The sequence below is a fragment of the Tardiphaga sp. 285_C5_N1_2 genome, assembly GCF_052076065.1.
Taxonomy (GTDB): domain Bacteria; phylum Pseudomonadota; class Alphaproteobacteria; order Rhizobiales; family Xanthobacteraceae; genus Tardiphaga; species Tardiphaga robiniae.
This window is the reverse complement of sequence record NZ_CP197241.1, coordinates 2,937,444-2,961,011: the sequence shown is the minus strand read 5'-3', so window position 1 is coordinate 2,961,011 and position 23,568 is coordinate 2,937,444. Positions and strand designations below refer to the sequence as shown.

At 58.9% G+C, this 23,568-nt stretch carries 25 protein-coding genes; 13 read left to right on the top strand and 12 right to left on the bottom strand.

All coding sequences use genetic code 11. The features are described from left to right. Positions 1–152: 152 nt before the first annotated feature. The 7 genes from AB7951_RS14180 to AB7951_RS14150 form a co-directional block, all read right to left on the bottom strand. Complete coding sequence (locus AB7951_RS14180) at positions 153–602, bottom strand: hypothetical protein (RefSeq protein WP_439088748.1); 450 nt, start codon at positions 600–602, stop codon at positions 153–155. Beyond that, the gene (locus AB7951_RS14175; RefSeq protein ID WP_439088747.1) at positions 599–1,048 is read right to left on the bottom strand and encodes a hypothetical protein; all 450 of its coding nucleotides are present in this window, start codon (positions 1,046–1,048) and stop codon (positions 599–601) included. The genes AB7951_RS14180 and AB7951_RS14175 overlap by 4 nt, the downstream gene beginning before the upstream one ends. Positions 1,049–1,091: 43 nt before the next feature. Next, positions 1,092–1,469 (bottom strand): hypothetical protein, encoded by a 378-nt coding sequence (locus AB7951_RS14170; RefSeq protein WP_439088746.1) that lies wholly within the window; start codon positions 1,467–1,469, stop codon positions 1,092–1,094. Positions 1,470–2,038: 569 nt separating this feature from the next. Beyond that, a complete protein-coding gene (locus AB7951_RS14165) occupies positions 2,039–2,314 on the bottom strand; it encodes a hypothetical protein (RefSeq protein WP_439088745.1) in 276 nt (91 codons plus the stop codon). A 10-nt stretch (positions 2,315–2,324) separates the two neighbouring features. Then, complete coding sequence (locus tag AB7951_RS14160; protein ID WP_439088744.1) at positions 2,325–2,516, bottom strand: hypothetical protein; 192 nt, start codon at positions 2,514–2,516, stop codon at positions 2,325–2,327. Between the two features lies 1 nt (position 2,517). Continuing rightward, positions 2,518–2,727 (bottom strand): hypothetical protein, encoded by a 210-nt coding sequence (locus AB7951_RS14155; protein WP_441255845.1) that lies wholly within the window; start codon positions 2,725–2,727, stop codon positions 2,518–2,520. Positions 2,728–2,736: 9 nt separating this feature from the next. Then, positions 2,737–2,931 carry a hypothetical protein gene (locus tag AB7951_RS14150; protein ID WP_439071655.1) on the bottom strand — a complete coding sequence of 65 codons (195 nt, stop codon included), beginning with the start codon at positions 2,929–2,931 and terminating at the stop codon, positions 2,737–2,739. Positions 2,932–4,363: 1,432 nt separating this feature from the next. Here AB7951_RS14150 and AB7951_RS14145 point away from each other — a divergent pair. Both AB7951_RS14145 and AB7951_RS14140 read left to right on the top strand, forming a co-directional pair. Continuing rightward, positions 4,364–6,055: an outer membrane beta-barrel protein gene (locus AB7951_RS14145; protein ID WP_441255844.1), complete on the top strand. Its 1,692-nt coding sequence runs from the start codon at positions 4,364–4,366 to the stop codon at positions 6,053–6,055. A 1,623-nt stretch (positions 6,056–7,678) separates the two neighbouring features. Continuing rightward, positions 7,679–8,032 carry a hypothetical protein gene (locus AB7951_RS14140; RefSeq protein ID WP_441255843.1) on the top strand — a complete coding sequence of 118 codons (354 nt, stop codon included), beginning with the start codon at positions 7,679–7,681 and terminating at the stop codon, positions 8,030–8,032. 90 nt (positions 8,033–8,122) lie between these two features. Here AB7951_RS14140 and AB7951_RS14135 read toward each other — a convergent pair whose 3' ends face one another. Continuing rightward, positions 8,123–9,115 (bottom strand): SphA family protein, encoded by a 993-nt coding sequence (locus AB7951_RS14135; RefSeq protein ID WP_439071659.1) that lies wholly within the window; start codon positions 9,113–9,115, stop codon positions 8,123–8,125. Between the two features lie 862 nt (positions 9,116–9,977). Between AB7951_RS14135 and AB7951_RS14130 the strand changes: the two genes are divergently transcribed. The 7 genes from AB7951_RS14130 to AB7951_RS14100 all read left to right on the top strand — a co-directional run bounded on the left by AB7951_RS14130 (position 9,978) and on the right by AB7951_RS14100 (position 15,394). Further along, positions 9,978–10,952, top strand: a complete 975-nt coding sequence (locus AB7951_RS14130; protein WP_441255842.1) for an SUMF1/EgtB/PvdO family nonheme iron enzyme — start codon at positions 9,978–9,980, stop codon at positions 10,950–10,952. Further along, on the top strand, positions 10,949–11,458 hold the full coding sequence (locus tag AB7951_RS14125) for a hypothetical protein (RefSeq protein WP_439071661.1): 510 nt from the start codon (positions 10,949–10,951) through the stop codon (positions 11,456–11,458). The genes AB7951_RS14130 and AB7951_RS14125 overlap by 4 nt, the downstream gene beginning before the upstream one ends. A 14-nt stretch (positions 11,459–11,472) precedes the next feature. Beyond that, the gene (locus AB7951_RS14120) at positions 11,473–11,934 is read left to right on the top strand and encodes a YidH family protein (RefSeq protein WP_439058295.1); all 462 of its coding nucleotides are present in this window, start codon (positions 11,473–11,475) and stop codon (positions 11,932–11,934) included. A gap of 94 nt (positions 11,935–12,028) precedes the next feature. Further along, on the top strand, positions 12,029–13,573 hold the full coding sequence (locus AB7951_RS14115; RefSeq protein WP_441255841.1) for a sulfatase-like hydrolase/transferase: 1,545 nt from the start codon (positions 12,029–12,031) through the stop codon (positions 13,571–13,573). A gap of 105 nt (positions 13,574–13,678) precedes the next feature. Beyond that, positions 13,679–14,056: a DUF1622 domain-containing protein gene (locus AB7951_RS14110; RefSeq protein ID WP_439058297.1), complete on the top strand. Its 378-nt coding sequence runs from the start codon at positions 13,679–13,681 to the stop codon at positions 14,054–14,056. A 2-nt stretch (positions 14,057–14,058) separates the two neighbouring features. After that, positions 14,059–15,048, top strand: a complete 990-nt coding sequence (locus AB7951_RS14105; RefSeq protein ID WP_441256115.1) for a haloacid dehalogenase-like hydrolase — start codon at positions 14,059–14,061, stop codon at positions 15,046–15,048. Positions 15,049–15,076: 28 nt separating this feature from the next. Continuing rightward, positions 15,077–15,394, top strand: coding sequence for a hypothetical protein (locus tag AB7951_RS14100; protein WP_441227943.1), 318 nt, complete (start codon positions 15,077–15,079; stop codon positions 15,392–15,394). Positions 15,395–15,482: 88 nt separating this feature from the next. On the opposite strand, the gene AB7951_RS14095 is transcribed toward AB7951_RS14100, so the two are convergent. The 3 genes from AB7951_RS14095 to AB7951_RS14085 form a co-directional block, all read right to left on the bottom strand. Beyond that, entirely contained in the window at positions 15,483–18,311 is a 2,829-nt protein-coding gene (locus AB7951_RS14095; RefSeq protein ID WP_441255840.1) for an autotransporter outer membrane beta-barrel domain-containing protein, read from the bottom strand. Then, a complete protein-coding gene (locus AB7951_RS14090) occupies positions 18,281–19,183 on the bottom strand; it encodes a hypothetical protein (RefSeq protein ID WP_441255839.1) in 903 nt (300 codons plus the stop codon). The genes AB7951_RS14095 and AB7951_RS14090 overlap by 31 nt, the downstream gene beginning before the upstream one ends. Positions 19,184–20,169: 986 nt before the next feature. Then, a complete protein-coding gene (locus AB7951_RS14085) occupies positions 20,170–20,334 on the bottom strand; it encodes a hypothetical protein (protein WP_441255838.1) in 165 nt (54 codons plus the stop codon). Here AB7951_RS14085 and AB7951_RS14080 point away from each other — a divergent pair. From AB7951_RS14080 to AB7951_RS14070, 3 genes are all read left to right on the top strand, one after another. Beyond that, positions 20,334–20,510 carry a hypothetical protein gene (locus AB7951_RS14080; RefSeq protein WP_441255837.1) on the top strand — a complete coding sequence of 59 codons (177 nt, stop codon included), beginning with the start codon at positions 20,334–20,336 and terminating at the stop codon, positions 20,508–20,510. The two genes, AB7951_RS14085 and AB7951_RS14080, sit on opposite strands and share 1 nt — an antisense overlap. A 343-nt stretch (positions 20,511–20,853) precedes the next feature. Then, positions 20,854–21,108, top strand: coding sequence for a hypothetical protein (locus tag AB7951_RS14075; protein WP_439071667.1), 255 nt, complete (start codon positions 20,854–20,856; stop codon positions 21,106–21,108). 275 nt (positions 21,109–21,383) lie between these two features. Next, entirely contained in the window at positions 21,384–21,620 is a 237-nt protein-coding gene (locus AB7951_RS14070; RefSeq protein WP_439071668.1) for a hypothetical protein, read from the top strand. A gap of 95 nt (positions 21,621–21,715) precedes the next feature. Here the strand turns inward: AB7951_RS14070 and AB7951_RS14065 are convergent, their stop codons facing one another. Next, positions 21,716–21,892 (bottom strand): hypothetical protein, encoded by a 177-nt coding sequence (locus AB7951_RS14065; RefSeq protein WP_439071669.1) that lies wholly within the window; start codon positions 21,890–21,892, stop codon positions 21,716–21,718. A gap of 95 nt (positions 21,893–21,987) precedes the next feature. Here AB7951_RS14065 and AB7951_RS14060 point away from each other — a divergent pair, with 95 nt between their 5' ends. Continuing rightward, a complete protein-coding gene (locus AB7951_RS14060; RefSeq protein WP_441255836.1) occupies positions 21,988–22,233 on the top strand; it encodes a hypothetical protein in 246 nt (81 codons plus the stop codon). Positions 22,234–23,568: the final 1,335 nt, after the last annotated feature.

Below are 23,568 nucleotides of genomic sequence, written 5' to 3'. Positions count from 1 at the left end.
TCCTGACGGAGGCGAGCGAAAATTTCTCTGCCGCCCATGTAGTCCATCACCGCACAACGACCGCGTTCGCGGTTGGCTCAGTGCAGGCGATCTTCGCCCTCCCAAGAAATAGGTTGCTGTGACTCAATTTGCGAGCTGCCATCAAGGCACGATCATGTCCCGGGTTCGCGCCCAGTGATGTGGCTGATATGGACCATGGTCTGTTCGTAGATGCCCGGGTTGAACATCGCGCCGCATGCGCACCGGATCGGGCCTCGACCCAGCTTGTTGCGATAACCGGCATCCCATAGCGCGTATTTGTTGGCGGTCCACTGTTGCTGCCGGCGCGAAGCATCGAATTCAGCCTCGGTGCGTTTGGGGAGGAACACCTTCCAGGCAGCGTCAAAGGCGGCGCGGGCCGTTTCGAAGTCGCGGGCTTCACCTCTGAAACATTCATCGCGATTGAGGGGGTAGAAGCCGCAAGACCATTTCCAGATACCAGACCTTTCCGGGTTCGGATCCCAGTCTTGCTGAGCGATGGTGCCGACCTGCACGTCGCCGTACCAGATTTCCCATGTCTCAAAGCGCTCGTCGATGCGTCTCCGTGTCAGCTCTGGCATCATGGCGTCTCCACAGCATGCCGTGGGCTGGGCGCCAACTGCAGCAACGTCGCCAGCGGGCGCTTGCCGCTTTTCGAACATCGCTCGCAGCGGAGGCGGCTGGCCAAGTCGTGGATGCATGTCGTGCCGACGTGCGGGAGTTCAGCCAGGCTGACGTCCCGTTTGATCCGACACCTTGAGCATTCGATTTCGAGCCAGGGGAAGCCGCCGTTGAGAGCCTGGTCGACGATCGGTGACGGGTCGATCGGCTCACCGTCCGCCCACATGCGCTCGTTCCAGCTTTCACACGAAAGCTTGTCGGCGTCCCGGATCAGCGCTTCACCCTTCGCGCGCAGCTCTTCTGATTGACGTGCAAGCATCAGCGTCACGCCGCGCGCCTTCGTCAGCTCTTTATTGAGAGCCTTACGGTCGCCGCCTGACAGGGGCGTGGGGCGATATTTCGGAGCCATAGGGGCGTCCAAGCGTGACGGTCAAAATGCAAAATCGAAAATGCTATGTCGTCTCGAATGAGGGCCAGCAGCCGTCCTCCTCGAGGCGTCCTGTGCGTTCTTTGCAGCCGTTGTCGAGCAACTTCATGCCGACGTCTTTCCAGATCGCGTGGGCGCCATAGACGCGCACCGCATCGACGGTCTGGATCTCCACGATCCGATCACAGCGGCGGCAGGACACGCGCAGGACGTGCCGGGGAATCTCAGAGAGGCGGCGCTGTTGAACTGGAACGCCGGTGCGGATCTGGCCGCGAGGATCCCGGATGATGGAATCCCAGTACGCATCCGGCAGATCGTCTCCAGGGCCGGGCGCCGGAATAGGCGGGTCAGGTGGGCGGCTTGGCTTGGAGGCCAGCTTTTCCATCTGTTTGGGCGTCGGCATCCGCCAGCTTGCAGGTCTATCCGTCATACCCTCAATTAGAACATAAGAAGAACAAAAGTCGAGTCCGCTGAGGTTGAACTTCGGGCTAGGAAACTGTCGCTGGCGCGGAGGGCACTAGTTTTAGTAGAGCAAAATCGAGATATGCAACCTTCGGGCGTTTACGTTGTTGTTGGAAGCCGACATCGGAGCGGCGAACGATGGATGCCTCAAATCAAATCGACATAAACCGAAAGATTAGGCTCAGTGGCGTTGCCACCGATCTACGACGATCATCGACCAGTAGGCATGGAAACATCGAGGGATGGAAAATATCTCATCTGCTTCGAGACGCCCAGACGACAGCTCAAGCCGATGAAGCTGAGCGGCGGTTCGCTATTTGGCGGTCTCAGCTGGTCGCGCATCAAGACCGGCAGCGGACCGAGGAAGATTGAACCGGATCCCGACACCGTGAAGAGGTCATGCGGGACAGGCGATCATCATCTTTTCGTTCTGAATTCCCGATGAGGCTATATGGGCCCGAAGAAGACGCTGCTTGGAATCCCGCTTCGGCGGGATTTTTCATTCATACATTACGACGGCTTCCAACCTTTCAAATCTTCGACGATCTTCCGGAAAGCCATTTTTACTTCCGAAACCTGCGCTAGGTTCGGCAGTACGATCTCGCCGGGTAGGTCACCGCTGCCGGCGCTGGCATGTAACGCTAGGATGGTGTTCTCGAAACCGCCGGTGTCCGGGTCCCCGGCAAGAAACTCGTGTTGAGGGAAGGCGGCGTCCAACTCTGCAATGGCGCGTTCGACAGCAGCCGAAGACGCGTCAGGCGTGAGCGTGAAGATGAACGTGGTCATTGCGCCTCGGTCATATCGCTAGGTCGCCCGGAACGTTTCCAGATGCAATAAGCGCCTCGAGGTCGTGGGCCATCTTTTGGTATTCGTCGGCAAGCTGCGCGAATGCGTTCCTTTTAACCGGGTTCGTGGCAAGCTGGCTGATAAGAAGGCAATCTTCCGCGTCCGCACGCAACTTTTCCAGCCTCTGTTTGAAGTCCTGCATGCTACCCCTCGATATGGGCTCGTATTGCCGCCTTGGCCTTTCGAATACCCACCAAAGGCTTCCCCAGTTCGCGTGCCTTGTTTTGCACCGCCGTGGCCGGCCGTCTGAGGGCGGCAGCGGCCCGCGTCACCGTTGCGCCGCCATCTGCAAGAATAATCAATCGAGCAATGTCTTCTGGTGTCCAGGTCTTGTTAATCGGGCGTCTTGCCATGACAACACCTCAAGCAATCTTCCGATACCCTCTCTCGGTGAGCTTCACCTGATCGTCGACGACCTCGGCCAGGCCCATCTCAAGGAGTTCACTCAGCTGATCTTCGGTAATCGGCGACATCTTTAGCCGGTTGGCGTAGATGTCGCGAAGCGTCCAGTCGAGATCAATATCGTCTTTCCAGTTTCTCATCGTCACCACAGTCATTCTAAGTCGACCAACGGCGTTCCGCATCCCGCCCATCAGTAAGAGCCGTCCTTTGGCTCCTCGTGCGTCTGAAGGATCAGCACTACGCCGAAGAGAAAGATGCCCAAAGTCATAAGATCGAAAAGATGGTCCTGCATCCCGCCATTTTACCCGATGGCGGGGAGGGCGTCACCGCGAGAGGCGTGGTGTTCTCGCCAGAGTGCTGAAGCCATGGAAAATGACGGGGGGATCCGCGCGCTCAGCTCCAGTTCAGGAAGGAACAGGTAAGTGGTGACTGGGGCTTTTGAATACAGGAAATACCAGATGAAGTTAAAGTTGGCTATTTTCGGGCTGCTCGCTCTAGCAGGCACGGCAGTATCAGGAGCGGCATCGGCGATGCCGCTCGGACTGGCAACCGGCGCAGGTGTCGGACATAACACTGAGCAGGTGAGGCTAGTTTGCGACCGCTTCGGACGTTGCTTCCGCACCCCCGGTTATGCGCCCCGATACGGATACGGTCCACGGTATGGATACGGTCCACGCTATGGCGGGTGGGACCGGGGCTGGCGCGGCGGGCGCCGCTGGTAAATCATATCAGGGGCCGCGTTTTCGCGGCCCCTATCGTTTTTGGGCTCCAGCCGGGACCACTGAACGACATGCTCACGAGTGCGGAGGGGCTGGCTGCTCCATCCAGTGCGTCGGGCTGTAGAGGGAATCCGTATGTGGATCGCACCATCCGAAGGCGTCATCCCAAATCATCACAAATGGCAAATACACTTCGGCTATGTCGCAACCGAGCAGCGTCCGGTCTTTTGGGGTAAAGCATTAAGGGGCAGGCCGCAGCGTTCCCGTTGTTAGGTCGGTCAACCACCTCCCAAGGAAAACCGCACCTCGATCAGCCGTTGTTTCAACGAAGCCGCCGACGATGAAGGGGCGCAAAGTGGAGTAGTCACCTTTGCGATCGAAGAAGCTGTCGCAGGATGTCCCACCCGTTGAGACTATAAATTGGTCTCCGACCTTGGTCCCCTTAATAGCGGTCACGACCCGGACGGCACTTCAGGAGACCATTGCGTATCAATATTATGCGCAGGTGCGTTGACGGCAACGATCTCTACCTGGGCTGCCACGGAGTGGCGATCGTAATCAGGCGGAAGGCTAGTAAGAAGCGTGTCGGTGTTTCTTTTCGGATCGCGGCATGCGTTAGCCGGCTGCAATGTTGCGGCGAAGACAGCGGTTGCGATGACAAGCATTCTCATAACCACGATTTCCTCGTTCATTAGTCGTGAGTGCGCCGGACGGGGCCCGTCTGGTCCTGCGCGGGTTTAAAAGCGCGTCGCCGGTCTGTCATCGTTGACGTCTTGCTAAAAAACATAGTTAGCGGATCGTAAAGGAGAAATTTAACGAATCTCGCCGAAGCTGCGCCCAATCTTGATGCGGTGTTCGAGTGGGGTACATGACCAGAGTATCTGTTGTCGTCGCTTCTCTGCTGCTTGGCGCAAGCCAGGCGGTCGCTGCGGATTTGCCGGAATACGGTCAGCCTTATCCCCTCGCGGTTTGGACATGGGCCGGACCTTATCTCGGCGTCCATATCGGCGGCGGATTGGGACAATCCAGATTTACAGATAGCAATGGCCCGGCCGTTTATGGCGGCGATGTCAGAACGCCGACGGCTTTGGGAGGCGCGCAGGTAGGCTTTAATTTTCAGCCGACCCGGAATCTGGTGCTCGGCGTCGAGGCCGATACTAGCGCGGTCAGCTCCAACGGCACCAATACGTGCCTTGCGTCATCCGGCTATTTCCTGTCGGCCAATTGCCGCGTGCGGCAGAACGCGCTGGGCACCGTAACAGGGCGCGTTGGCTTGGCGACTGGCGAGGCCGGACGCACCTTGCTCTATGCCAAAGGTGGCGTCGCCTGGCTCAATCAGCAGATTGATATCAATACCAACCCGATCGACCTCTCGACCGGCACAAAGAACAGCCAATGGGGCTGGACCGCAGGCGTCGGCATCGAACGGGCGGTGGCACCAGCTTGGTCGGTGAAGGTGGAATACGACTATGCCGGTTTCAACAGCTTCGGCATGTCGACGCCCGGCAGCTATTTCCAGCCGTTTCCGCCCTTTGCGCTCTATGGGACGACGCCACCAGGCAGCACCAGCGTTTCGCAGAACATCCAGACTGTCAAAGTCGGGCTGAACATGAAGTTCGGCGGCGATACCGATGCGCGGTGGGACGATGCCGAGAACATGCATCTGCGCGGCTCGCAAAGTGTTGAAGATCCGAGCATGCGCGGCGACATCGAGATCGGCGGACGCGTCTGGTATTCTTCGGGTCGTTTTCAGAAGGATCTCGGTGCAGGCACCGATCCGGCACAGCAGAACATCCTGAACTCGCGACTCACTTATGAGAGTCCGGCGGTCTCCGGCGAAGTGTTCGGTCGTGTCGATGGCCTGGCCGATTTCTTCCTCAAGGGCTTCATCGGCGGCGGCAAGTTGCTAAGCGGCAAGATGAACGACGAGGATTGGATGCCCGGCTACGGTGTTCCCTATTCGAACACGGTGTCGGACCCCGTGCAGGGCAGTATCGCCTATGCTACGGCCGATGTCGGCTATGCGTTTATCCGCGGCCCGGGAGTCAATGTGGGCCCGTTCATCGGCTACAATTATTATCGTGAGAACAAATCGGCCTATGGCTGCACGCAGATCGCCAACGCGACCGTCGCGGCACCTTGTGTGCCGGCGATCCCTGGATCGACGCTGGCGATCACGGAGGACGATACGTGGCATTCGTTGCGAGTCGGCCTTAACGGGGTCGTCATGCTGAACGATCGGCTGAAACTCACCGGCGATGCGGCCTATCTGCCTTATGTTCGCTTTTCGGGCGTCGACGACCACGTGTTGCGCAACGCATATGATACCCGTTCGCCGGAGAGCGGCGAAGGCAGGGGCGTGCAGCTGGAAACGATCCTCTCATATTATGTGACGCCGTCATTATCCGTCGGTGCAGGCGCGCGCTATTGGGCGATGTGGGCCACGGAGGATGCCAAGACCAATTTCTTCGGCACGCCATGTCCGTGTCAGACCCTGCCGGCCCGCACCGAGCGCTATGGCGGCTTCCTGCAAGCGGCCTATTCGTTTAATACCGACTAAGAGCAATCCCAGTATTTCTCCACCATGATGTACGCTATCAAGATGGCGAAACACATGAGACAAAAGACTGCTAGCCGACCGTCGGGGATGGTCAGGGGCGCGGCTGCATTCCTACGAGGTTGCCGACAATTGCGCTGCCGCATACGAGAACCCCGAGTCCCGCGAGCGTTACCAATATCATCGACAAGCCGAGCTCATCATGGCCGCCTTGGTAAAATTGCAACGCTGCGATGAAGGCAAATAAGCAAACGGCTAGCATAACCGCCTCAACAAGGATCTTCAACCAAACCCACCTTGCGGATAAGCGTGACGCTGCAAGCTTCGATCCGTAGCCCGCTAGAAGGGCGATCGGTACCAAGAAAATAAGCGCTCCGACGATAGTAGGCATCTTGAATTCTTCACCTTGGTCACCGGCCCTCATTGGGGCGGTCGCCGTTTGGTTGCTTGGACCGGGCGTCGCCTCGATGCGGATCTATCGTGCCGGATCTGTATCGCTCTGCCGGAGCGGGCTGGCTCTATCTTCGCCAGACCGATTCCACACCCAACAGAGTCCTGCGCATGACGCTAATCCCCCCAGCAGCATTGGCCAAACCAGAACTGCCGCCGTGTGGTAGGCTTCGATATCGACCCGTCCCAGCCAAAGTTTAGAGTGGATAAACATACAGATGATCGCAAAGATCACGTCGAGAATAGCGAAAAGAACCGCTGCTGCGATCAGCAATGCAACTCTCCTAAGAATACTCATCGACATGTCGGGCTTTTTCAATATTACAATCGGCCGGAAAGGTCTCGTTCTTTGGTCAGCAGAGCAAGAGCATGGGAAGTCCCGGTGAATCCTAACGTGTTCCAGATGCTTGCCGGCCTTTTCGCCGCGCCGCTGCTCTGGCTCGCGTGGGGCTTTCTTAGCGCCACGTTTGATGGTCGAGATTTCTCGGCTGCCATCGGATGGATCATTCTGCCTTTTGGATCGCTAACGGGATTGTTCCTCTGGTTGGGCCGCGTTCGAAACGCGAGGCAGAATCCTGACTCACCATAGCCTGAGCTTTGGTCTGTGATCGCTGCGCCGCATCTCGCCGCAGAAGGCGCGAGCGACTTCAGGCTGCGGCGCCACGATGTTGGCGATGATACACTTAACGGCCATTTTGCTCTTCGCTCGTCGGTCAGAAGCGAGGCACAGTCTGACTAGTTCGGGCGATTGACTTTTATACTGGCGGTCTCAGCCGACAGTTCCCGCAGGGCGCACTCTGCTTCTTTTTGGATATCATCCAAGCTGCATCCGAATGTGACTGGCAACGACACTGCTTTCTCAGGTGTATCGTCCCATGCAAGAGTGACGAGGGACCGCCTTCGCGAGAGATCATGAGTGACTGCTGCAATCGTTACAGTTTTAGGCATCTAAACTCCGTTATTGGACGCGCGTTGAGGTCTCCTATAGTGAGCGAACAGTTCTGATTAGGCAACGCGCCTTATTCGTGTGCTCGGCACCAGGCTGCACGGTCTCCGACTGGCAGAATGACCTGTGGTACGCTTGGGGACACTTCGTGTCGTTCTTTACTACATTCCACCACGCGCCAGAGCGGCCTTCGCCAATGATGACGTAGTGCCGTTTAAGAGGAGGCGGGAATGACGTTCACTGAAAAGGCCATGACCGACGATCAATCGAGAAAACTGAAAATTGGCGCCCGCGTCCATTGGAAGAACGACGCAGGCGACGTCGGCATCGTTACTGAGAACACCTGGAGCGGTGTGGTCATCAATTGGGACAATCGCGGACCTCAGGCGATCATGCCTAACGATATGGCCGATGTATCGCTCGACTCTCGTCCGGTGCGCTGGTGCGTGCGAAGGGTGGTGAGTACATCGTCAAACAGAAGACCAGATTTCCGTCCGGCTTGCACGGTGCTCATTCCGTCACGTTCCTGCTCCCGACCGGTGTCCCTTATCCAGAAGGAGATCCGGGACATTCATGCGTGGTGATTGAAGAAACCGGCCTCACAAAGGGCGCTGGTTGCCGCTGAAATTCACCGCAAGATGTGCGTGAGGCAGCCCAAGTTGGGCTGCCTAGCATTATTTCGATTTGACCGCTCCGGCGCGAACGTTCGCGTCCATCGCGATCGGTAAGGACACTGTCAGAAAGCCGGAAGTGCCCTCCATCCGATTTTCCACCGCAAATTCGCGGAAGACCTTGAGCCGCGTTGAAATGGGAAGCTTGCCAACTTCAAAAGTGTAGCCGATCGATCCGCCGAGAGCGACGACGCGCCCTTCAAATGACCCGAGGCGAGCGCCGCTTCCGGAATCGGCGGTCAACTGCTGATAATAATAGCCGACCAGGCCAAGTGTGAATTCCTTGGTCAGGTACTTCGTGGCCGCCCATTCAAGATGAAATTCGTCGCCGCTCTTGTAGTCCGTAGCCGTGTTGGGCTGATTGAACGTGAAGCCCGCGCTTGCGGAGAGATCCCAGCCCAGTGTCGGATCGAGCCACGTCAGCGCCGTGAAGACGTCAATGGCCGGGCGGTTCAGCGACGCGTTCGAGAGCTGCCCGGGCACGTAAGTCCCGGACGGGATCACACCGCCGACACCCACTTGCCAGTGGAAATTTCCGGAATGCCAGCCGACGAAGGAGTTGATGAAGAAATCGCTGAGAGCCAGTTCGGAATCTACTGCGTTGACGCCGATCGGTCCGAAGCGCGGCGAATTCACCAAGAGATTTGCGTTTACGCGCGGCTCTCCGAAGGGCGTGGTCAACGAGAATGCCAGGTCGCCACCAAAGATCTTGGCGGGCGTCACCCAGATCGTTGTCGGGAGGTTGATCCAAGTCTCCTGCGACACATTTGCGACAAGCAGGCCGCCCGTGGGCAAGGTTCTGCCGCCACCCAGTTTTCCGCTGTAGAAGTATGTGTCGTCCTGGAAGTACACGCCTGGTGGAGGAGTGATGCCGGCGCCAGGCCCCCGTGTCCCCAGCAAATAGGCGCCTGTCGCTCCTTCAGCGGCTCTCGCAGAACGTGGGGCGCACGAGAGCGCAATAAACGCAAGAGCCGCAGCACCGAACGCACGTCTCATCTGGCACCCCTACCGTATGATAGAACGCTCGATTCAATGGCAAATCGAGTGGCACCATGTATTCACAGCTTCTGCGCTCTTTCAACCGGCACACTTTTCCAATGGACGATGGTCCGCTTCAGTCATCACAGATGGGAACGCGTCCAATTGAGTAAAACTGACCACGCATTCACCCACTCGTTTTGAGAAGCAGCGCATCCGCCAAATGGAACTGTTATTTGCATGATTGACGTCCGAGATAATATGCGCAGACTGGAGCAAATCCGAAGATGACTGCGTCCGATTGCGGACAAAAGCGATATCCCGAGATAGCTCTCCTGAAGTGTAGTGTGCTGCATCTTGAAAGGGTCGAAAATGCATTCGTTCGTGATGGACTCTATCCGGCGGGTCGGTCGTCTGCCGAAACTTTCCACTAGATCAACGTGCGCAGTCGCGATTTTTTGCGCCTGCGTTGTGTGGAATGCTGCACCTGCATCTGCATTCAGCCCAGACACCGGCCTCCATCAGCAAATTCGCAATGACAGTGACGTAACGCAGGTGCGGGCGCGCGGAGGCGTTGCGGTGCGTACGAGAACGGCGGTCGGCCCAAGAGGCGGCGTGTATCACAGTAGAACGGTTGTTCGCCGAGGAGCCGTGGTGCGTCCCGGGTATGCCGGCGGCGGGGTTCGATGGGCTCGTCCCTACGGCTGGCCCAGGGGAGGCGCGATAGCGGCGGGAGCGGCGATTGGAGTCGTAACCGCCGCGACTGCTGCAGCCTGGGCAGGCACTCCTCCGGCACCCGGGATGTGCTGGTACTACACGGACCCATCGCGCACCCAAGGTTTCTGGGACTATTGCCGGTAGATGCCGGGAGCAGCCTGTCATGACACTGTCGGACGCCCCTCCGGAACAGATTGAACGGCCGGTCGACGTCTCGGACATGATCCGGATTCCGGGCGGCATATTCCGAATGGGATCCGATGACCATTACCCGGAAGAAGCGCCCGTTCACCGAGTAAAGGTGGAGGGCTTCCGGATCGACCGCACGCCTGTGACGAACCGCCAGTTCAAGGCGTTTGTCAGAGCGACGGGCTACAAGACGTTTGCCGAAATTCCGCCGGACCCGAAAGACTATCCGGGTGCGCTGCCGAACATGCTGTACGCCGGGTCTTTGGTGTTTGCGCCGCAGCAGAGTGTGACCAATCTGCGCGACTGGAGCCAATGGTGGCAGTTCTTGAAGGGTGCCGATTGGCGTCATCCGTACGGACCGAAGAGCAACATCAACGTCCTCGATCATCATCCGGTCGTGCATGTGTCGTTCGCCGACGCCTTGGCCTATTCGCAGTGGGCGGGCAAAGACCTGCCGACCGAGGCCGAATGGGAATTCGCGGCGCGCGGCGGTCTCGACGGTGCTGAATTCGCATGGGGCGACGAGTTCACGCCGGACGGGGTCCATATGGCCAACACCTGGCAAGGTGAGTTCCCCCGTCAGAACGTGAACACGGACGGATATGAGCGCACTTCTCCGGTGACGGCATTCCCGCCGAATGGCTATGGCGTTCACGACCTGATCGGCAACGTTTGGGAATGGACGACAGACTGGTATGCGCCAAAGCATGATGCTGATGCGCCCAAGGCCTGCTGTATTCCGGAAAACCCGCGCGGCGCTCGGGAAGAGGGCAGCTACGACGCGGCCCAGCCTAACATCGGGATTCCGCGCAAGGTCATCAAGGGCGGGTCGCATCTGTGCGCGCCGAACTATTGCCGCCGCTACCGGCCAGCGGCGCGGCATGCGGAGCAGGTGGACACATCAACCAGCCATCTGGGATTTCGCTGTGTCGTGCGGGGCATGACATGACGGCTGCTCCTACTTCAGCGTTCGCGCGCCTCCTGACGTCCGCCGCGATCGTGCTGTCCGTCGTCCTCCTGTTGCTCGGCGCCTACCGATACGGGTGGTCGATGGAAATCCACCGTCGGTTCTGGGTGGATATCTTCGAGCGCCTCCACGGACCGATGACGTTCCGCTTCTATCTGCAGCCGACGATGGCGCTGCTGGCGGCACTCCCCGACGGCATCCGGGATGCACGGCTCGGCCACCGCTCGTTCTTCTGGTCGGCTTGGTGGGACCGTAACGCCTCCACGGGGCGGCTGCGGGAAGGTGTAACATCCGTCGCGCGCATCGTGCTGCTCGGCATCAGCATGGACGTGATCTACCAATTCAAAGTGCTCGACCGTTTCTACCCGGTGGAAGCGTTGATGATGGCGATCATGCTCGCTGTCATTCCATATTTCGTCTTCCGATGGATCGTCGAGTTGATTGCTCGTTGGTGGTTCGCGCGAACGGGCACGGGCAAGGCTATGTAACACAAGGACGTTCGATGATCGAAAGCGTGTCCTCCAAGTCCCCCGCCGACCAGATATCGGTCGAACTGTCGTCGCGTCGGACCGGGATGTCGTTTCAAAGGACGCGCATGAGCGCGGATCGCACCCTGATGTCCGTGATCCGGACGTCACTGTCGCTGATCTCGTTCGGCTTCACGATCTCGCAAGTGTTCGAGAAACTGCGCGACCAGAACGTGATCACGCACGGCGCTCCCGCGCGCAATTTCGGCGTGACGCTGGTGGCGCTCGGCATCCTGATGCTGATCGGCGGATTGATTTATCACCTGCAGTTCATGGTCCAACTGCGTGAAGAGCGGAAGATGATGGCTGCCGACGGGTTGATCCACGCCCAGAGCGGCTTTCCGGTGTCGCTGACACTGATCACCGCGGTAATCCTGCTGTTCATCGGCATCGCCGCCATCGTCAGCATGATGTTCCAGGTCGGGCCGTTCGGTTGAAAGTGGAGCGCCGACGCGTCCCGTCGAGACGACAATCAGTTTGAGACCAGAAGCGACCTCGAATTCGACAGATGTAGGAATGGGAGTTGATCGAATGGCCAAAAGCAGCAAGCCGAACATCATCATGATCATGGCCGACGACGTCGGCATCTGGAACATCAGCGCCTATCACCGGGGCATGATGGGTGGCAGCACTCCGAACCTAGACCGTATCGCGCGCGAGGGCGCGCTCTTCACCGACTACTACGGACAGCAGTCATGCACTGCGGGACGCGCGGCATTCATCACGGGGCAGACGCCGTTCCGGACGGGACTATTGAAAGTCGGATTGCCGGCGGCGAAACAGGGCCTGCAGGACTCGGATCCGACCATCGCCGAATTCCTTAAACCCCTCGGCTATGCGACAGCGCAGATCGGCAAGAACCATCTGGGCGATCGCAACGAATATCTGCCTACGGTCCACGGCTTCGACGAGTTCCACGGTATCCTCTACCACTTGAATGCAATGGAAGAACCCTACTACCCGGATTATCCGAAAGACGAGAAATTCCGTACAAAGTTTGGCCCGCGCAACATTATCAGTACCGTTGCTACAGACGTCGACGATGCAACGGAGGATCCGCGTTGGGGCCGCGTCGGCAAACAGAAGATCACCGACGCCGGTCCACTTCCGCCGCATCCGGGCATGGACCCCACCGCAAAGGTGAGCATGGAGGACATCGACGCCGATCTGGTGAAGCGCTCATGCGACTTCATTGAGCGCTCCGTGAAGGCCGAGAAGCCGTTCTTCCTCTGGCACAACTCCACGCGGTGCCATTCCTGGACGCATCTGTCCAAACAATGGGACGGCAAGACCGGCTATGGCTTGTTTGCCGATGCGATGGCCGAGTTGGACTGGGTCGTAGGCGAGCTGCTCGCCAAGCTGGACGAACTCGGCATTGCCGACGAAACGATCGTGATGTTCACCAGCGACAATGGTGCTGAAATCTTCAGTTGGCCCGATGGCGGCAATCATCCGTTCCGCGGCGAGAAAGGCACTGTCTACGAAGGGGGGTTCCGGGTCCCCATGCTCGTCAAGTGGCCTGGGGTCATCAAGCCGGGCACCATTATCAACGAAATCGTGTCGGCCGAAGACTGGATGCCGACCCTCGTCGCGGCGGCCGGCGGTGATCCGGATCTGAAGGCGAAGCTGCTCACCGGCTACAAGGCCGGAGAGAAGACCTTCAAGAACCATCTCGACGGCTACAATTTCATGCCGTTCTTCGAAGGAAAGGTAGCGGAAAGTCCCCGCCGGGAATTCTTCTACTTCAGCGACAACGCCGACCTCATGGCCGTGCGCTACAACGAGTGGAAGATCACCTTCAAGACCATCGTCGGCAACCTGTTCACGGGCAAGGAAGACTCTACCAATGTCCCGCTCGTAACCAACCTGCGCGTTGACCCGTGGGAGCGATACCAGACCGAGTCGACGTCCTACGGCGAATGGTGGGGGAAGGCACTGTGGGTCATGATGCCCGCCATGGGTATCATGGGTCAGTTCCTCGCTACCTTCAAAGATTACCCGCCAAGCCAAGCTTCCGGATCACTCAGCATTGAGAAGGCATTGCAGGCGTTGCAGGAGGGGGGCCGGAAGAACTGAACAGCGCGCAGCAATCGTGGAGCGACAGCGGACGATGACGGCATAGACATCGTCCGCTCGAAGCCGGTCGGGGCGACGTTCAGTCCGAAGCGGGAATGAAGACGCATGAAAGAGTGGCTGATCTATGCGACCGAGAACGCCATCGTCCTCATTGATGCGCTGGCGCTCGTCATCATCGTCGTGGGCACGGTGGAGGCCTTCTTCAGCGGCATGCGTGCGATGCTGGGGTCGCCGTCCGGGCATGAGCGGCGCGACGTCTGGTTGCGCTATGCACGCTGGCTGGTGGCGGGGCTGACGTTCCAGCTTGCCGCTGACATCGTCGAGACTTCGATCACGACCGATTGGAACGCGACAGGGCGGATCGCCGCGGTCGCGCTGATCCGTACCTTCCTCAATTACTTCCTCGATCGCGATCTGGAGGAAGTGCGCGGGCGGCAGCGCGAGACAGGCGCAGCGCCGGCGAAGCCGGTAGGAGGGAATTGACGATGCCCACCAGACGACGCCTGTTGGCCCTCCTGTTCGCGTTGTCGGTCATTGACCTGGCCGCCGCGCAGCCGTCGACGGATCCGCTGCAGTCGTGGAACGATGGTGCGGTCAAGAAGTCCATTACGGATTTCGTCTCGCGGGTGACGACGGAGGGCGGTCCGGACTTCGTGCCCCTCGCCGAGCGTATCGCCACCTTCGACAATGACGGTACGCTGTGGTCCGAACAGCCCGCTTATTTCCAGGCCGCCTTCGCGGTCGACCGTGTCAAGGCGATGGCCCCGCAGCATCCGGAATGGAAGAAGCAACAGCCCTTCAAGGCATTGCTCGACGGAGATATGAAAGCGCTGGCGGCCTCGGGGCAAAGGGGCATGCTGCAGATCGTCGCCGCCGCCCATAGCGGCATGACTACGGATGAATTTTCGAAGTCGGTCGTCGAATGGATCTCGACCGCGCGGCATCCGCGCTTCGGCCGTCCCTACACGCAGCTTGTGTACCAGCCTATGCTGGAGCTTTTGGCCTACCTTCGGGCAAACGGCTTCAAGACCTTCGTCGTCTCTGGCGGCGGGGTCGAGTTCATGCGGCCATGGATGGAAAAGGTCTACGGCATTCCGCCCGAACAGGTGATCGGCTCCAGTGGCGTCGTCAAATTCGAGATGGGCGCGGATGGGAAACCGGCGCTGCGCAAGACATCCAAAATCGAGTTCGTAGACGACAATCAAGGAAAGCCTGTAGGCATCAACCGCTTCATCGGCCGCCGTCCGATCTTTGCATTCGGCAATTCCGATGGTGATCTCCAGATGCTGCAATGGACGGCGGCCGGTAAAGGCGCGCGTTTCATGGGGATTGTGCATCATACCGACGCCGAGCGAGAGTACGCGTATGACCGGCAGTCGAAGGTCGGCAAGCTCGACAAGGCGCTGAATGAAGGCACCGCGAAGGGCTGGACAGTCGTCGACATGAAGCAGGACTGGAAGATGGTTTTTCCTTGATCTCGAAGGCAACCTGAGGAGCAAACGAATGTACAGACCGATGCTTGCTGCTATCCTATGCCTTGCCTCTTTTGCCGCGACAGCAGAGGAAGACTCGAAACCTGCGATCAAGAAATGGCGGGCCTGTGCCGACGCCACAGCAACCCGATACGCAAAAAGTACGGAAAGCGCTCTCGTTGTCTCGCGCTTAGCAATATTGTCGTGCCGCGCTGAGAAACAAGCAGCTTGGCAAGCGATGTCGCAGGAAAGCGGGGCACACTTTGCTGACGATTACGTCGAAACAGTCGAGCGTCGATATACCGATTTGCTTGCGATCGATGTCATAGAAATGCGGCTGAAACACTGAATTGACGCGCAAAGCATCTATGAAAATTGCAACTGCAAGACGCCGTCAGAACGGTCTTGGGAGATACATCTCGCATGATGGCAGGCGCTTACCAAGCAAAGCGCATTCCTACTTTGCCGTCATATGCAGATCCCGCACCGTCGAAACGGGCCTGGTAGGACGCGTTGGCATAAAGGCTGACGTCCGCCGAAAGTTGCCCGCTGGCACCGATGTTGATCTCCCCGAACAGGCCGCCGAGATCGGCACGAAAGGGGATGAACCCCGCTTCGGATGAGAATGAGGTGATCGGATTGCCTCGGAATTCGTTCCAGAGATTGGGCCGAATCCATGCAGTTACGCTGCGCGGCCCGCCATCGATCGACCAGGTGCGGCCGAAGCGGGCGCCGATGCGGCCGAGCAAGGAGTCGGCGTTGTCGAAGCGGACGGAGGCGGCTCCATCGCTCGCATTTGCGAATGCGATGCTCTGATAGATCATTTGCACCTGCGGCTCGATGAAATAGCCGTCCGCAAACCGGAACGGATGCCCGGCCTCGACCGATGCTGCCAGACCCTGACCGCTGGTGTTAAGCGTCGCCAGTCCCCGATGGGCGCTGCTATCGACGTCATAGAACGTCCCCTGAAGGATCGTGTCGGTGTACCAGCCTTGTGGCCCGAAGTGGGTCCAGTAGCCGCCGAGGCTGTAGGCATCGAAGTTGCTGTTGCCCTGCACCCCGCTGATATGCGTCACGCGGCCGCGATCGTTGCCGATGGCGAAATAGACACCAGCCTGGTCGCGACTGCCGTCCGGTTTGTCGTGGCGATAGACGTCCATGCCGCCCTGAAGTCCGCCGAACGAATAGCTGTACTGCGGCCCGCTGCCAAAGATGCCGAGCCGGTCTCCGTTCTGGTGCCCGGTGACGCCGATGATGCGCGCCCAGCCGACTTTGCCGTTCTCAGGGTTCGGGCGGTTGCGCTGGTCTTCCTCTTCGCCGACGCGTTCATGCAGCGTATCGAGAAGGGAACGCCCATAGAGTAAAGCCATCGATGGGATCACTGCATATAGCGACGTCTCCGGCCGATAATTCGCCGGATCGGGAGTGGGCTGGGCGCAAGCCGGGTTCGTCGGCTCCAGCGCGCAATTGATGCGGGAGCGCAGATACCAGTCATCGGGGTTGCTGGCGTCAACGATGCTGCTGCGGTGAAGCGTGTAATCATACGGTCCGGCCGAGACAGGACCCGCAAGGACGAAGGTGCCGGGCGCGGTCGTGCCGCCATTGACGGCATCGATCACAAGGATGCCATTGCCTCGGGTAAGATCGCCTCGGCCGATGGTGTTGGCGATGCGCAGCGGTGACAGGCCTGTCGCAGTGCCGCCGTCGATCACGAGGCGGTCCGATGGCGCGCTATCGTTGCCCAGATAGGTGTTCAGACCGATGATGCCGTTGATGCCGACGTAATTCACGGTCGTGAGCGTCTTGTAGCTCGACAGCAGACTGGCGTCGCCGGTCGGCGGGGTGAACTGGATCAGGCTCGGATCGTTGACCAGATTGGTGACGTTGGAACTGCCGGTCATGATCCAGGTGCTGTTGTCGAGCAGCGTGACGTTCGAGACGCTGCCGGGCGCGGTGAAGGCGGACCCGATGACGGTCGTTCTGGACAACGTCACATTGGCAAGACCGGGGACCACGGGCAGGGCTGCGGGCGGCGGGAAGATGATCGGGATTTCCGTGCCTTCCGGATCGGTGATGCCGGGCGGTCCGGAGTCAGGCGCGCTCAGCGGCGAGAAGTTGGCGATGGTCCCGACGCGCAGCCACTGACCGCTGCCGGACACGAAGGAGTTCGTCAGTGAAACGTTGCCGTTGCCGCCGACGCCGATGGTCGGGCCGTCTATATTGGTGATGCTGCTCCCGGTGAAGTTGGCGTTGGAGACTTGCCCCGGTGCGCCGGCGACATACAGGCCCATCGCGTTGGCACCTGTGGCACGGACCGCAGAGTTGATGCCCGTCAGGAGACCGCCGCCTTCGGCGACCCCGCCGTTGCCGACGTTGCCCGTCGTGAGAACCGAGGTGGCACTGATATTGACCGACGATCCGAGGTCGCGTGCATGGAGACCGTTCGATCCGAGGCCTTCGGTGAGGACGGACGTGCGATTGGCGTTGACCGTGCCTGCCGTAATTGCCCGCAGGCCCGCAGAGAGATTGCCATGAGTCGTGATCGAGGAATTGTCGAGCGTGATGACGGACGGCGCGACCAGGAAATGCTGCACTGATACGGCCCCGTGCGCCAACTCTCCGAAAGTCTCGACGGAAATGCCGGATCCGTTCAAAGTTGCGGGGAATTGCACACCCGCCTGCTCGACGGTTGCGTAGAGGCCAATGCTACTGGTGCCGAGCGTTCGGATGGAATTGCCGTTCAGGATCATCGTGCCGCCGTCGTCAGCGACGGCGCCCATGGCAACTAGACCCTGCGTTAAAACTGAGGTGCCGTTGGCCATGAGGATGCCACCGGGGTTACGCGCGGCCAGTCCATGAGGATAGGCGCTTAGCCTGACGGAATCGCCAAACGTCGTCACTGAGCCGCCGTTCAAGGTAATGTTGCCGCCAAGGTCTGCAAGCGCGCCCATCGCGTTGTCCGGCCCGCGGGTGACGATGGTGACGTTGTTTGCGACGATCGATCCGTTCGTGGCGGCGAATGCGGGACCGTCGCGTCCTTCCGTGGTGACCGATCCGCCGCTCATCTCCGCACTTCCCCCAGCATTGACACGGAGGCCGTAACCGACCGCAGCGGTGCTTCTGATGGTGCTGTCGATGAACGTCGCGGTCGAACCCGCATCCTGTACCAGCACGCCCGTATTGTTCGCGGAGAACAGCGAACTATTAGTGAACTGGGCCGTACCACCATTGAAGATCAAAGCGGCAGGCGCTCGGGTTCCTGACACGGAAATCGTCGTATCGAAGACGGATGCGATTGATCCTGCACCGAGATGCCGTTACCGCGTTGTCCTGTGGTTGTGATCGTGCTGTTGCGAAGCTCAATGAAACCACCTGACAGCACCCGCGCTGCCGACGATGGATCAGTGTCCGCCGAAGCCGTCGAACTCGTGTTGATTGCGGTCGCCATCAAGAAAATCGAGCCGCCGTTCTCCGCGCGCGCTGCGCTCGCCAATAAGCCCGACGTGCTGATGGAGATGTCGCTTCCAACCATCTGGCTTCCGCTTCCTGTTGCAAACAATCCATGACTGCCGATCGGACCGACGGTGTTCTGAACGCCGGTCGTCGAAATCGCCGCAGCGTTTCCGATATTGATAATACCGCCGCCCTCGGCCATCACCGCGATAGCACCGCGAGACGCTGTCGAAACGCCGCCGCCGGATATGCCGATCGTGCTACCAAGTCCGGTCGCCACGATGCCGCGATTGTTCAAGCCGTTCCCGCCGCCGAGCATCTGCAGGAATGTGTTGGTGAGGGTAATGGCGGTGCCTGCTTCCGCGATCGCGCCAGTCATGTTGCTGGCAGTGGTGGTGCCGTTCGGCGGTCCCATGGTGATCGACGACCCTGTCGCGTCGATCCGGCTTCCGGAGCCTGTGGCGCGGAGGCCAATTTCACTGGCCGATGTCGCCGTCGTGGTCGCCGTGGTCCGGAGCGTGCTGCCATCAAAGATAATTCGGCTGCCCGATTGGGCGAGGGCACCTGTCGTCGTCGCGGCAGTGAGGTTCTCTGTGATTCCGTTCGCTGTTATCTGCCCCGCATTGGAAGCGCTGAGGCCTACGGCGCCTGCGGGAGTGACATTGAGGGTCGTGCCAGACGGCACAGTGCATGGCGTTCCGTTGGCCGTCGGCGGCGTTGGGCAAACCTGCGCGGACCCGGAAGATGCTTCTGCCATCAATGCAGCGAACGCGAGCAAACACGCCGCCACATGGCGTCGTGATGCAATTCGAACCCTCCACGCAAACGTCATCGTGGCACCTCAAGGCGCATTCGAACGCTGTCATGTTCAAGTCAGGACGCTGTCGGTGTTCTACACTCGCGTCGGCATCTTCAGCCCATAGACCCGCATTGTTCGCCGTTTCTCGGCCATATCATCTGCTTGGCGGAAGTAGCCGAAATTGTGTCGCGCAACTCGGACGATCATTTCGGTCCGCCGGTGTGTTGGTCGCGCCACTAAATGGTCAGTGATGCGGACCTAATAGCCTTTCAGGTCACAAGCTGTTTTGCAGCCAACGCATCGCCAATGGGTCGGAGCGCGCGTCACCTGCAAATCCGATCTGACCGAGGATGTCGAGCGCTCTGCTCAAGGCATCGCATCAAAGATTGGGAAACGGCCGTCCTCCCACATACGACCAACGCGTTGCGAGTTCCGGCGGAGGATAACAAGTTTATTGTGCTGTGCGGTTTCACGTTTTTCGTGCGCGTCTGCGCAACGTCCGACAAGCCTGCGGGCACCATGTCCTTGAACGCAAACGTGAACTGCTGAGGCTGGCAGGCTAGTTGGCCCGCGGAACTCCTGCTGGGGAACCGCATTATTTGGGCTGAAAAACTCGAGGTGTGTCATGTCCACAAGACGAGACGATGCCCTTAACAGCCAGTCCGAAAAAGGCCCCACCGAAAAGTCCGGAGGGAAGTCGGAAGGCTCCAGCAAAAAGATAAAAGATGAAGCGGAAGAGCGCGCCAAGGGGTGGCGGAATTCAGGTCTAAATCCCCCTGATTAATGACGGAACGATTTTAGACTACACAGCTTCAAATCGGCAGTTGTGGCCTGTCATTCGCCCACCTTCGGGAGTGCCAATGCCGATAGTGTTAGTAGTCGAAGACGAAGTCCTCATCCGGGATGTTGTCTGCGAGGAGCTGGCGGACGCGGGCTTCGAGGTGATTGAGGTCGGCACTGCTGATGAGGCCATTGCGGTCCTCGAAGCGCGCGAGGACGTCCATCTCGTCTTCACCGATATCGACAGCCGGGTTCAATGGACGGTATCAAGCTCGCTGCCGCTGTCCGCGACCGCTGGCCGCCCGTCCACATCATCATAACGACCGGCAAGGTTCGGCCACTGAGTATACCGGCCAACGCGCTGTTTATTCCCAAGCCATATCTCGGCAAGAACATTGTCGCCGCGATGCGGACATTCGAGAACATGGGCTAGCTCTTCGGCCATGGAGAGGGAGTCTCAAACGGTGGCCTTGCTACCTGTTCGATGATCTCCCCGCAGTTTGGGCACTCAAATGTCCTGAGTTCAACGCCCTCAGCCATCGGCGATCTTCGCATCAAATAGGTACGCGTCGAGCATTTCGCACAGTGCGGGCGGGTAATGTGGTCGGTGTTGGGCAGCATCACTATCTCTCGACGACGGCCTGAATTTACACCCCCGCAGGATACCCAAGCCACCAAAACTTTTACCGCTCAAGCAGTGCGACCCCTCACGTCTGGATTCCGGTTGACTCTTTTGTTCTCTTTTTGTTCTATGCGCCATCATCCGGAATTGGCTCATGGCACTCGACCACATTAAGGCCGAGATCGCGCGCGTGCGCGTGCAGATCAAGCGGCAACAGAAAGATATCTCATCCCTCCAGAAGGCCGGCATCAGTACCGCGTCCGCCGTCGCCCTTCTGGAGCGGATGCAGGACAAGGTCGAGGGGCTTTGCCAGGAGCGCGACCGGCTGAACGGCGAGGAGCGGCTGAAGCAGCGGACCTATCCCGGCGGCAAAGCCCTTCGGGGCGTACCAGACCATCGCAGGATGTGATGGACAACCTCCGGCGGTTTCCGGCGCCTTGGGTGGCGGAAGAGGATAGGGACTGCTTCCGCGTGAAGGATGCGAACGGCTTCATGATCTGCGTCGTCCTGCACAGGGAAGACCTTCACGCTCGTAACTACCAATACGCCAACGAGTCCCTGTCACGTGACGAGGCCCGGCGGATTGCTAAGGGCATCTCGCGCTTGCCTGAGCTGATGAGGCGCCCGCCCTACTAGGAACCCGCTGACAGCGTTGGCGTTATGCTTTCATTTCAGGTGCGAAAGATGACCAACAAGCTTGCATGGTCCGAGGACCAACTCGCCAAATTGAAATCCATGGCAGAGGCAGGAGCTTCTCCTGTACGAGTGGCGGCAGCACTGAACCGCAACACGGCGTCGGTCAGGGTTATGGGCCGCAAGATCGGCATTACCTTCAAGGGTGTGCGCGAAGCCAAGAGAGAGCGGGACGCCAAGATCGCTGCTGCTCAACAAGCGGAAGGTCGTGTCGCGGAACGTTTCTAATAACCACACATTCCATCAGCGAGGCTGCCCCCCAACGTGGCTTCGAAACGGCCCGTCGCATTGGAGTCCTCCGGTGCGGCGGGCTTTTTTGTTGATCAGTGAGTGTTGGTGTCTTTCCACTTCTCCAAGTCCGGCTTTGGCGTATCAGGCAGGCTCGGGTCAGTGGTATTCTGAGCGTTCTGTTTCCAGGGCTCGTTACTCTGTGATTGCTTACCCCAGTCCTGCTTATCGCGGTCGTCATCGCTTGGCGGGTTTGTTTTCTCGGCGCTCATGGTCGGTCCTTTCATCTATATGTTCGTAACCTCCGGTTTAATCGTGTGTTCCCCGTTTGCGCGGAACGAATCCAATTTGTGCCGTTTGAATAGGCATGAGAAACAACCTTGGCCGACTGGTTCACCTCGCTGTCCTCATGGAAGAGGCGATTCAGATTGCATGGGATTATCTGGAACGGGCAGGCGAGATCGAGGACGCAGAGTTCTGCTCGCACATTCTGCTCCGCTCGGTTGAAACCATGATCCGGCAGGGGGTAAGGAGCCGCCTGCTGCTCTCAAACAGAGCTATTACTCAATACATGGAAGCTCTCGAAGCGCGCACGCTTCAAGCGGCCTCGTAGAAGGGTCATGACGATGGTGATGAATGGCTCGTCGATAAGTGGCTGGCTTATTGTCAGGCCGAAAAATGCCGACGGTCGAACCGACGGCCCGAAGAGAAGTAGAGGGCGACGATAACCTAGGACTTGGTGTCCTCGTCATTTTCTTGATGGTGCTGGGCTTGCCCTTGTTGCTCTTGCCTAGAGCCACGCAACGGACATCAGAAATACTGCGGTCGCAATGAGCGCCACAGCCGTCGCCGCCGCAATCGTCATTGAAAGCACGCGCATGCCGTAGCGAAGCGGATGCGCACCCGATCATCAAGAGCGTATTGCCAGGATCAGATATGCAGAGCAGAATCACTCAATGGTGGACAGACACACACGACCAGAGGCAAGAGGCGGAACTCGCCGCCGCGCTGGCCGTCATGTTGGCAGCGGTCGCTACGGCGAGCATACGGTCCCTCTACGACTCCCTGTGAGTCTGACTGAGAAGGTCAACGCGTTAGTTTCGGCCAAGGGCCGGAAGCTTCCACTCATCGTTGTTGGAAAACCAAGCGAAGCCGCCGTCGTTGGGCCGTAAATTTATTCTCGGCTTGGATCTGGGGACGACTCTTGGGGTTGCCAGAGTATTCACGGATGGAGATCTTGATGCCCAGACAATTCGGCTTGAAAGCAACATCGGCAGTCGCACGGTCGGTGTCGCCAGTATCATCAATCGCTTTGCGGGACCGGATTGCGGCGGGGTGTGCATTGAGGAGCCGTTTTCTGGACAGTTCTCTAGCGTCAAAGCTCTCTTACCCATGCTTGGAGCTGCCGTACTCGCCTGCGAGCTGGAGGGGCTCCCGTGGTCGGCGATCCATCTCGCTCGACTAAAGACCACGCTACCAGGAAGGGTAACGCCAACAAGCCGGACATGCAGGCAGCGGCGCAGGCTCGCTGGGGCGTTCTGTTGAAGGAAGATGAGGCGGATGCCGTGGGCTGCGGCTTATGCGATAGACCAAAATCTCTTCGCTTAAAACAAACCGGCGAACGTCCGCCCCAGGGCAGGGATCGCAAAGTGTCCAGTGATGCTTAAGGCAAGTATGAGAAAAGCAACCGCGCAGAGGATCGCACGGAGAGGCCACTTGATAGCCTGTATCGCGTCGCAGCCCTTGGCGAGAACCTTCGCTCGGCCCCACTCAAATCTAATTTCTGGTATCGGATCGCGAGACATTGTGTGGGTCTCCAACTCACATCGAGTGATTCCCACTGTCATGCAATGCCAATAATCGCGCAATGCGATCGTGGTGCAGTGCGCGTTTCATAATCAGGCACTTGCTCAGAAGTTAGGCGAGTTTTGCCATTGATTCTCGTAAA

Bases quoted from the DNA above. Each gene is read 5' to 3' on its own strand.
- AB7951_RS14180 (WP_439088748.1), bottom strand. From the start codon at position 602: ATGATGCCAGAGCTGACACGGAGACGCATCGACGAGCGCTTTGAGACA.
- AB7951_RS14175 (WP_439088747.1), bottom strand. From the start codon at position 1,048: ATGGCTCCGAAATATCGCCCCACGCCCCTGTCAGGCGGCGACCGTAAG.
- AB7951_RS14170 (WP_439088746.1), bottom strand. From the start codon at position 1,469: ATGCCGACGCCCAAACAGATGGAAAAGCTGGCCTCCAAGCCAAGCCGC.
- AB7951_RS14165 (WP_439088745.1), bottom strand. From the start codon at position 2,314: ATGACCACGTTCATCTTCACGCTCACGCCTGACGCGTCTTCGGCTGCT.
- AB7951_RS14160 (WP_439088744.1), bottom strand. From the start codon at position 2,516: ATGCAGGACTTCAAACAGAGGCTGGAAAAGTTGCGTGCGGACGCGGAA.
- AB7951_RS14155 (WP_441255845.1), bottom strand. From the start codon at position 2,727: ATGGCAAGACGCCCGATTAACAAGACCTGGACACCAGAAGACATTGCT.
- AB7951_RS14150 (WP_439071655.1), bottom strand. From the start codon at position 2,931: ATGACTGTGGTGACGATGAGAAACTGGAAAGACGATATTGATCTCGAC.
- AB7951_RS14145 (WP_441255844.1), top strand. From the start codon at position 4,364: ATGACCAGAGTATCTGTTGTCGTCGCTTCTCTGCTGCTTGGCGCAAGC.
- AB7951_RS14140 (WP_441255843.1), top strand. From the start codon at position 7,679: ATGACGTTCACTGAAAAGGCCATGACCGACGATCAATCGAGAAAACTG.
- AB7951_RS14135 (WP_439071659.1), bottom strand. From the start codon at position 9,115: ATGAGACGTGCGTTCGGTGCTGCGGCTCTTGCGTTTATTGCGCTCTCG.
- AB7951_RS14130 (WP_441255842.1), top strand. From the start codon at position 9,978: ATGACACTGTCGGACGCCCCTCCGGAACAGATTGAACGGCCGGTCGAC.
- AB7951_RS14125 (WP_439071661.1), top strand. From the start codon at position 10,949: ATGACGGCTGCTCCTACTTCAGCGTTCGCGCGCCTCCTGACGTCCGCC.
- AB7951_RS14120 (WP_439058295.1), top strand. From the start codon at position 11,473: ATGATCGAAAGCGTGTCCTCCAAGTCCCCCGCCGACCAGATATCGGTC.
- AB7951_RS14115 (WP_441255841.1), top strand. From the start codon at position 12,029: ATGGCCAAAAGCAGCAAGCCGAACATCATCATGATCATGGCCGACGAC.
- AB7951_RS14110 (WP_439058297.1), top strand. From the start codon at position 13,679: ATGAAAGAGTGGCTGATCTATGCGACCGAGAACGCCATCGTCCTCATT.
- AB7951_RS14105 (WP_441256115.1), top strand. From the start codon at position 14,059: ATGCCCACCAGACGACGCCTGTTGGCCCTCCTGTTCGCGTTGTCGGTC.
- AB7951_RS14100 (WP_441227943.1), top strand. From the start codon at position 15,077: ATGTACAGACCGATGCTTGCTGCTATCCTATGCCTTGCCTCTTTTGCC.
- AB7951_RS14080 (WP_441255837.1), top strand. From the start codon at position 20,334: ATGGACGGTATCAAGCTCGCTGCCGCTGTCCGCGACCGCTGGCCGCCC.
- AB7951_RS14075 (WP_439071667.1), top strand. From the start codon at position 20,854: ATGGCACTCGACCACATTAAGGCCGAGATCGCGCGCGTGCGCGTGCAG.
- AB7951_RS14070 (WP_439071668.1), top strand. From the start codon at position 21,384: ATGACCAACAAGCTTGCATGGTCCGAGGACCAACTCGCCAAATTGAAA.
- AB7951_RS14065 (WP_439071669.1), bottom strand. From the start codon at position 21,892: ATGAGCGCCGAGAAAACAAACCCGCCAAGCGATGACGACCGCGATAAG.
- AB7951_RS14060 (WP_441255836.1), top strand. From the start codon at position 21,988: ATGAGAAACAACCTTGGCCGACTGGTTCACCTCGCTGTCCTCATGGAA.